The organism is Micromonospora sp. CPCC 205539, from assembly GCF_036906815.1.
GTDB lineage: Bacteria > Actinomycetota > Actinomycetes > Mycobacteriales > Micromonosporaceae > Micromonospora.
Genome location: NZ_JBAKHW010000080.1, coordinates 1 through 7736 on the forward strand (window position 1 = coordinate 1; position 7736 = coordinate 7736).

Sequence of the window (7736 nt, forward strand, 5' to 3'; positions counted from 1 at the left end):
CAGCAAATAAGACTAACGACTAAAGATCAACCAACCGAGGTGGTCCAGTTTCAGCCGGACCACGGTGGTCAGGGTTGGGGCGGCGTTGACAGCGGTGAGTTTTGACCTGTACGTCTGGCACGAGGACCAACCGGTCACTGCGGCCGAGGCGCGAGCAAAGCTGGAGCGTTGGAGCGACGGCGGACAAGAAGTGTTCGCCGCGCACCCCGCCGTAGGGCGGTTCTAGATACGGCGGAGGGTGGCGCCTGGTCGGCGGTGAGAGCGGAAGTTCAGGCGGACAGGTGTTGCCGGTCAGCGGGCCTGGGCAAGCAGGGCCTCGATCATCGTTTGAGGTTCGATGGTGGTTGGTCGGTCGCTGACCTGCCCGTCACCGAGTTCGATGACCCGCCACACGCCGTCCTCGCGCAGAGCGAGGTCCACGGTGACGAACGGCAAGTTGAGCCCGCTGACCAACGGTGCGACCGGGGCCAGGTCGACCTCGACTGACACCGAGCCGTTCGGGCTATCGGGATGCGCTCCGATCAGAACGCATACACCGTCGATCCACCACGTCCGTACCTCGGTCGAGGCGAACCGCTCGAAGCGCCGCAACACGAACCCGCCCACGAAGTCGTCGTCACGCAGCTCTAGAAACCGCCTCGCCACGCTCCACGCTGCCGCGCCGTCCTCGAGACCGGGAATGAACGCGGCCTCGTCCCAGTAGTGCTTCATCGACTTGCTGTAGTCACGCAACACCGCTGGTCCCGCGCCAAGTTCTGCACGCGCTCGGTCGAAGTCCGCCCGATCGGAACCCGTGGTCCACACCGATGGCGGGGTCACGGAAGCCAGAGCGGCATACCAGCCAGGCAGCTCATGTGCCCGCCAGTACTGCTCAGCACCAGTCCGCAACACCACACCACGCTCAGCGAGCACCTCAGCGAACACGGCGTACTGCCCGCTACGCAGCATCCAGCCGCGGTACACAGCCGGACCGCTGCCCGAGACCGAGGCGACCGCGCGGCGCACATCTCCGCCCCGCGCCAACGCGTCGTGGTCGACCACCGCCACATCCAGCCCGGCAGCACGCGCAGCCCGCGCCTCCGCCGCAAAGTGCTCGTCCGGCCGGCGCGGCCGAAGAGGATTCGCGGGAACCAACAAGATCACGCCTACATCCTGCCCCAGGCGGCCGTTCGACCTCGAGCTGTTATCGCGAGCCGACGCCCGTCACGCGGCATGTGAGTGCGCCGGATCATGAGTCCCGAGGGCTCGACGACGGTTCCTCGACCAGCGGTGTTCAGTCTCCAGTGCATGCGCTCTCCGGCGGGAGGACCCGATTGGGGTCGCTACCAGGAGGGAAGGAGGCGAGCGAGCTCGGATCGTTGTCTCGACCGCGCCGTGGCGCTGCCGGGCAGCGCCGCGCGCCGCGATCCCTGAAACACCGGCCTCAACTACGTCTGCCGCAGGCGGCCCCGCCGCATCTCGCGGGCAGCCGGCGGCGGACGGCCTCGCTGCAGACCCCGCGACTTGACCACCCCGCGCCATGCGGCCACTCGCCGTCCTCGACAACGAATTCGGTTGCCAGGACTGCACCACCGCCGACCAGCGCCCCGCCGACGGCGCACCCATGTTGCTCCCTCCTGTCGACCCGTACGCCGGGCTACGTCGTGCCGACGTTGACGCGGTGCTGACCTGGCTGCCGCCCGCACTCTCAACACCTGGGCCGTGCCGGATGTCGCACGACGGACGGGGACCTTGGTGATGCCTCCGGGTGGCATATGCTGCCGCGGCACGACGGGGAGGGCGACATGCGACGGTGGCGGGTATGGGTGGCGGTGGCCGCCCTAGCCGGGGTGACGGCGATGGCGGGGTGCCGGGCACCGGCAGGGCTGGACGGCGACCTGACCGACGACTGGCCGCCCGCCGCGGCGGCCGTGCAGTTCACCCCGAAGACGGGCGACTGCCACGTGGATCCCGAACCGTCGAGTTACCTGACCAGCTACCACCCCGTCGACTGCATACGGCAGCACCTGCTGGAGACCTTTTACCTGGGCACGTTCACCGGCGCGGTAGCCGAACGGGAAACCCCGCCGCCGGTGGGCTCGGCAGTGCTGCGACCGGCGTTTGCCGCATGCGACGCGAAGGCGACCGCGTTCGTCGGTGGCGACTGGCGGGGTGCTCGCCTGACGGTGCAGGTCGCGCCCCCGTCTCCGGGCGGATGGCAGGGTGGCAGTCGCTGGTTCCGGTGCGACATCTTTGAGCTAGACACCGCCGACGGCGGCTCGGCGCAACGGCATCCGGACGACCACCCGGTGCAGCACACCGGCAGCCTGCGGGACGAACTGAAGGGCACGTCACCGCTGGCCTTCGGGTGCCTGAACGAGGACCGGTACGGCAAATTCGAGCAGAGCACCTGCGCCCGGCCGCACACCTTTGAGTACGTCGGCTCGTGGACGGCGCCCGACACCTCGTACGCGGACGCGGACCGTGACGAGGACGGCGTGCACGCGAAGTGCCGGACCCTCGTGGCCCGGTATGCCAAGGTCCCGGTTGACAACACGCTGCGCTACCGCACGGGCACCTCGTACCTGGTGCCGGCCGAGGAGGCGTGGGCGCGCGGCGACCGGGGAATCCGATGCTTCTACTGGTCAGGAGGCCCGAAGGTGACTCGCTCGATCAGGGGCGGTGGCACAAGGGCGCTGCCGGTCCGCTGAGCGCGCTCCTCGCCGTCTGGATGGTGCTGGCTCGAGACTGCCCCGCGGCCCGTCGCGGGCGGATACCAACGAGAGGCGCTTACTGCCAGCACTACCAGGGCGCGCGGCGATGAGCGGGTCCGAGAATGTCGGACGCGAGGTAGACCGTCGGGATAGCGGCCAACGCGTCGCGGTGAGACGTGCGGTGAAAAGGGTGCGATGGTCGACGAGCACGGGCGGGATGACGAGCAATGGCGGTGCTGGGTCGATGACATGATCGACTCGGATCCGAGCATCCTCGACGAGATCCAGCAGTGGTGGGACACGACTTCGCCGGTGCCGATGGTCGGCAGCCGGCACCACACCGTCCCGCGCCGCTATCTCGAACGCTTCTCCGCGTCAGGTCAAATCCGTGTCCGCGACCGAGTCACGGGACAGACGAGCCTGCGCAACGTCAAGGACGTTGGCGCGATCCGCGACTTCTACACCTTCATCAACCTCGACGGTGAGCGAGACGGTCGACTCGAACGGATCCTCGCCCCCTTTCGGACACCGCGACCGCTCACGCCGCAGGAATCACTGCACCTGAGCATCTTCATCAGCTTCCAGCTGCTGCGCACGCCCCGACAGCGTCGTGAGGTCGAGTTGATGGGTGACTACCTCATCCGCTCGTCGCGGCAGGACATCCGCGGGATCACCGAGGTGCGGGTGGTTCCGGACCCGAACCTGCACCTCGACTACCTGACCAAGAACGCCCCCAAAGTCGCCGAGGCGTGGGGTCGCAGCGCGTTCAATCTGTAAATTTGTTGCTACTCTGCGGGGACTTCCAGCTTAACGAGGCGCCCGTCGTCGATAAACGCGACCCGTGGACAGGTGCGGCTGTCCCTGAAGGCGTTGCAGGAGGATCCTCTGGTCCAGATCGCGGAGCGGGTCGGCGAGGTGCTGTGCGGGCGGTCGTCAGAGTGGTGCCGTTCGGTGTGTTCGTCCGCGTCGCTCCGGGCATCGAGTGACTACTTCACGATTCAGCCTGACTAAGGAGCCAGCGATAGGAGAGGTCGCCACCGTCACGGTGGACCAGTCGGGGCGCCCAGTGCGACTGGAGCCCGCCTCGACGCGCCCGCGGACGATAATTGCTTCATGATCGACTACCGATGCTCGGGCTGCGGCCAACCTACGCGAATTGTCTCCCGTAGCCGATGAGCGCTGCTACCTCTGTGCCGCCAAGGCCACCTGGGAGTCACTTCCGCCCGAGACGCAGCGGGCGATCGATGCGGCCCTCACTCGTGGCGCGATTTCTGCTCTCCTCGCGATGCGAGGAGCGGATCCGCCGATCCTGTTTGCCCCGGGCCATGGACGTACTCCAGTTCCGCGTCAACGCCGGGCTGAGTGACGCACAGGTTGCCGGGTTGCCGCCTCACCTTGGGTAGCGAACGATTTGTGGCAGATCCGAATGCCCGGCAGCGGGCGCCAGCCGGAGGCGCTCGTCTGAGGGCTTCGCTGTGGAGACACGGCTGCGATCCGGGATGATGCCCTGCGTGCCCATCGTCGATCTGCTGAGAGCCGGAGTGACCACACCGCGGCCTGACCCGGCGCTGTGTGCCACCTGGCTGGCCTCGGTGTACGAGAGCATCAAAGGAGCAGGTGGTGCGGTAACCACGTCGGTCGAGGAGCCAACAGTCGGCCGGAACTACCACCGGATCGGTGTACGACTCGGTGACCACCAACCGTTGCGCGTTCTTCTCAACGCCACGGTCGCCCTGGCCGCTGCAGCTCAAAAGCGAGATCCTCATCTGATCAATCTGGTGTTCGCCGCCGTCCCAGGCCGGGAGATCTATCGCCGAGCGGTGTTGCGGGTCGCCACCCCGGCGGAGCTGGAGCAACCGATCGAGGATCGGTCCCTCCGGCTGCTTACCGACGAAGAACGCCGCGATGTCGCCTACCACCGTCCGGGTCGGCTTGGTGACCTGCTGTTCAACTGGTTCTGACCTGCCCGTGAACACTTCGCAGCAGATCCGCGCGCACACTGCGGCAGCTCCGGATGTGCGCGGCGGCCAGTCCGGCTAGGCGACCAGTAGCATCCCGGACATGTCCGATCTTGCTGCGCGGTTCGCCCAGCTCGCTGGCGAGTACGACCGTCGAAAGAGCGCGGCGACCGTGCTCGTCGGGCGTTGGGACTGGTACGCCTGGCCGGGCCTTGATCTTCGTCCGTTCCACTTTGAACGGACCTGCTCAAGGCTGGCCGCCGGTTGGACGCCAGACCGCCGGTGGATCGGGATGTTCTGCGCATCGGGTTCGACGCCGAGGGCCGCGCGGCGGTGATCGAGGAGTACAGCGGCTTTCTTCACGGCCGCCTGTACTACGAGACGTTCGTCAGCCACGACGGCGACGTGGTCGAGGCGGCGCACTTCGATACGCACAGGCCCATCTACCTGCACGAGTACCGTTTTGTGGACGGGTTGATGCGCTCGGCCGACACGGTCGCGCGGGGCGGTTCGGGGCGGGAGTCGTACGCATACACCGACGGGCGGGTCAGCCGCGTCGAGATCGAGCACGACGGCCGGGCGCCTTCGGTGCTGACGGCGGAGCACGACGACCGCGGCCTGGTCCGCATCGTTGAGGTCATGGGCCGTCGGTCCGAGGTGCGCTATGAGCGGCCGCCGGCCGGATTCGACCTCGAAGCGGCGTGCCGGGCCATCGAGGACGCACTCCTCACGCTGATCCCGGACGCCGTGGCGCGCTTGGCGGTCGACGGCCGCGCCGTCTGCGTCGCGCTGAGCTACGACCGATCGGACGCGCTGTCCTTCCAGGTCCATGAGGTCGCTGAGGACGAACGCGCCGCCCTGGCGGCGATCGACGCCCGGGCGCCATGGTCGCCGGCCGACTTCGAGGCCAGTACCGACGTCGACCTCGACGACGCAGGATCGGTGCGGCTGGTTAGACAGGAGCTCGCCCTGCTCAACGCCGACGACCTCGATGCCGCCGCCGGATCGGAGGTGGGCCGGCGACTGTTGTGCGCGGTGGCGGCTCGGCTCAACCTCCTCGACTGGTCCGACACGCTGCCAGTCGCCGACGACTTCGTTGTGTACCCGGTCGACCTTGAGCTGGTCGACCTGGAGCGGAACCTGGCCGACTGCCTACCGCCGGACCGGCTCGCCCGACTACGCGAGCGCGGCCGGCTGTGACTGACCCCGGTCAGACCCGACCGCCGCATCCGCTCTTCGGCACGTCCGGACGGAGCTCAGGCCAGCTCGGCGGGACACTGCGTAGCGCGCGCCTCGCGGCATGAGCGGATACTCGACGAGACGACGAGGAGTCCGCGACGACCATGAAGGGACGGGCGTGCAGGACGACTATCCGGCGACGATTCGGGTCCGCGGTCTCGTTGTTCCTGACCTGCTACTCGTTCTCCTGCGGGAGGGCAGGTGGAACCATCCAGGCGAGCCTGCTGTCGCTCGGGTTATTCCCTGGTTCCACGATCCGCTGGACTTTCTCGGCAGCACCGAGCAGATGGAGCGGGAGTCACAGTCGCTCGACCGCCTGATCCAGGATGACGAAACGGCGGAGCTGTTCCGATTAGCGCGAGAACCGACGGCAACCGGTCCGGTCGAACTCCCGTGGCTTGACGTCGACCGCGCCTTCTTCATCGCCGTGGCCCAGTACGCCGGTGACGACACCGCGATTGCGCTCGACTACCGAACGAGTTCGGCTGATCCACGAGTCATTGCCAGCGATGTTTCGACCAGCTCTGCGCCTTACACCTGGCGAACGGTCACCGAAACCTTCTCCGAGTTCGTAGCCGAGCTGTGCCTCGATGGAGCGGACGCCGAGCCGGCGGCCGGCTGAGCGTGAACAACGCCGGGCACCCGCACGCGCGCGGCGGGAATGAGAGCGACGACAAGGGCTTCGCCGACTACCGTCGCCGGCGATGACGCACGAGAATCAGCACTGGTCACCGACCGATGGCCGCGACTCGCAGCGAAACCTGCCGGAGCGCTGCGCGAAGCAGACGAGGACGACCTGGCGGAGCAGGTCGCCGACCTCCGGCTCCTCCAGCAATGACTGCCCGGCGCCTTCTGCCAGAGCTTCTACACGCAGCCTCCACCGGACGGTGCCTACGGCCCCGGCCGTCGAAACGTCAGGCTCAGCCCAGACCGGCCGGGCCGACTCGTCCTTGATGTGGTCGACAACCTGATCAGGTACGTCGAAGTCATCGACCAGCCACCCCTCAGCTGACACTCCGTGATCCCTGGCGCACCAGGCCCCGTAACCGCGCCTTGTACGCGGCATGAGCGTGCACCTGATCTCGGCGGGCAAGGCTCGTACGATGATCAGCTACCCTGCGACACCATGGGACATGTCCTCGCCCGGCTGGCCGGCTACGAAACAGCGCTGACGCCGCACTGGCCGTACATGTTCGAGCGACACCAGGCAGGCTCGGACGCCGTTCGGGTCACTCGCTGGACTCCCTCCGGTCCCGCCCAGGTGGTAATCACGCCCCATCAACTCACCGACGGCGGAGACGTCGTTGACGTTGCAGATGGGCCGAGCCATCCCTGCTGGTTCGTCGAGACGTCTGCCATCCGTCTGCGCTGGCCCACTCAGTTCACCGTTGAGTCACCGCAGGACCAAGGCGACGGCACACCGTTCTACCTGCACGAACCGGGCGAGGCGACCATCTTCCCTCAAGGCCCGGTAGCGAAGGAACGACTGGTAGATCCGCACGCCCTTGTCGCCGCTGGGCAGCGGGTTCTGGATCAGCGTGTGGCCGACGACGGCTCCAGATTGATCGAGTTGGGCTATCAACACAACGAAGAGCCGTGGTGGCAGGGGCACTGGACGATCCCCTACGACTCGGACCGGTTTTTGGTCCTCACGGCTCAAGCGCTCTTGGCACACTCGACACAGACTCGCGAAGCTGCGGAGGTTATCGCAGCGAGTTTCGAGCGCTGTCAGTAGAGGCCCTGGGCATCCGCCCTTCGGCTACTTATGTACTGGTGCTACGACCGCAGCCCGGCCAGGCTTGGTCGAGGTGACCGGCGGGGTGGCTCTCTCATCGGCTGCCCACCG

The 7736-nt window shown here is 67.3% G+C and carries 7 protein-coding genes; 6 read left to right on the forward strand and 1 reads right to left on the reverse strand.

Annotated elements, in window-relative coordinates; translation table 11 throughout:
- Positions 1-291: 291 nt before the first annotated feature.
- Entirely contained in the window at positions 292-1143 is an 852-nt protein-coding gene (locus V6V47_RS32270; protein WP_334632342.1) for an ATP-grasp domain-containing protein, read from the reverse strand.
- Positions 1144-1784: 641 nt separating this feature from the next.
- On the opposite strand from V6V47_RS32270, the gene V6V47_RS32275 reads away from it, so the two are divergent.
- From V6V47_RS32275 to V6V47_RS32300, 6 genes are all read left to right on the forward strand, one after another.
- Positions 1785-2690 (forward strand): septum formation family protein, encoded by a 906-nt coding sequence (locus V6V47_RS32275; RefSeq protein WP_334632343.1) that lies wholly within the window; start codon positions 1785-1787, stop codon positions 2688-2690.
- 252 nt (positions 2691-2942) lie between these two features.
- Complete coding sequence (locus V6V47_RS32280) at positions 2943-3470, forward strand: DUF4238 domain-containing protein (protein ID WP_334632344.1); 528 nt, start codon at positions 2943-2945, stop codon at positions 3468-3470.
- 725 nt (positions 3471-4195) lie between these two features.
- Entirely contained in the window at positions 4196-4654 is a 459-nt protein-coding gene (locus V6V47_RS32285; RefSeq protein ID WP_334632348.1) for a hypothetical protein, read from the forward strand.
- A 261-nt stretch (positions 4655-4915) separates the two neighbouring features.
- Positions 4916-5851: a hypothetical protein gene (locus V6V47_RS32290; RefSeq protein ID WP_334632345.1), complete on the forward strand. Its 936-nt coding sequence runs from the start codon at positions 4916-4918 to the stop codon at positions 5849-5851.
- Between the two features lie 157 nt (positions 5852-6008).
- Positions 6009-6512, forward strand: a complete 504-nt coding sequence (locus tag V6V47_RS32295) for a hypothetical protein (RefSeq protein ID WP_334632346.1) — start codon at positions 6009-6011, stop codon at positions 6510-6512.
- Between the two features lie 504 nt (positions 6513-7016).
- The gene (locus V6V47_RS32300) at positions 7017-7625 is read left to right on the forward strand and encodes a hypothetical protein (protein WP_334632347.1); all 609 of its coding nucleotides are present in this window, start codon (positions 7017-7019) and stop codon (positions 7623-7625) included.
- The last annotated feature ends 111 nt before the right edge of the window (positions 7626-7736 follow it).

What these genes read in the sequence shown, in the direction of transcription:
- V6V47_RS32275 (WP_334632343.1), top strand. Translation starts at nt 1,785, where the DNA reads ATGCGACGGTGGCGGGTATGGGTGGCGGTGGCCGCCCTAGCCGGGGTG.
- V6V47_RS32280 (WP_334632344.1), top strand. Translation starts at nt 2,943, where the DNA reads ATGATCGACTCGGATCCGAGCATCCTCGACGAGATCCAGCAGTGGTGG.
- V6V47_RS32285 (WP_334632348.1), top strand. Translation starts at nt 4,196, where the DNA reads ATGCCCTGCGTGCCCATCGTCGATCTGCTGAGAGCCGGAGTGACCACA.
- V6V47_RS32300 (WP_334632347.1), top strand. Translation starts at nt 7,017, where the DNA reads ATGGGACATGTCCTCGCCCGGCTGGCCGGCTACGAAACAGCGCTGACG.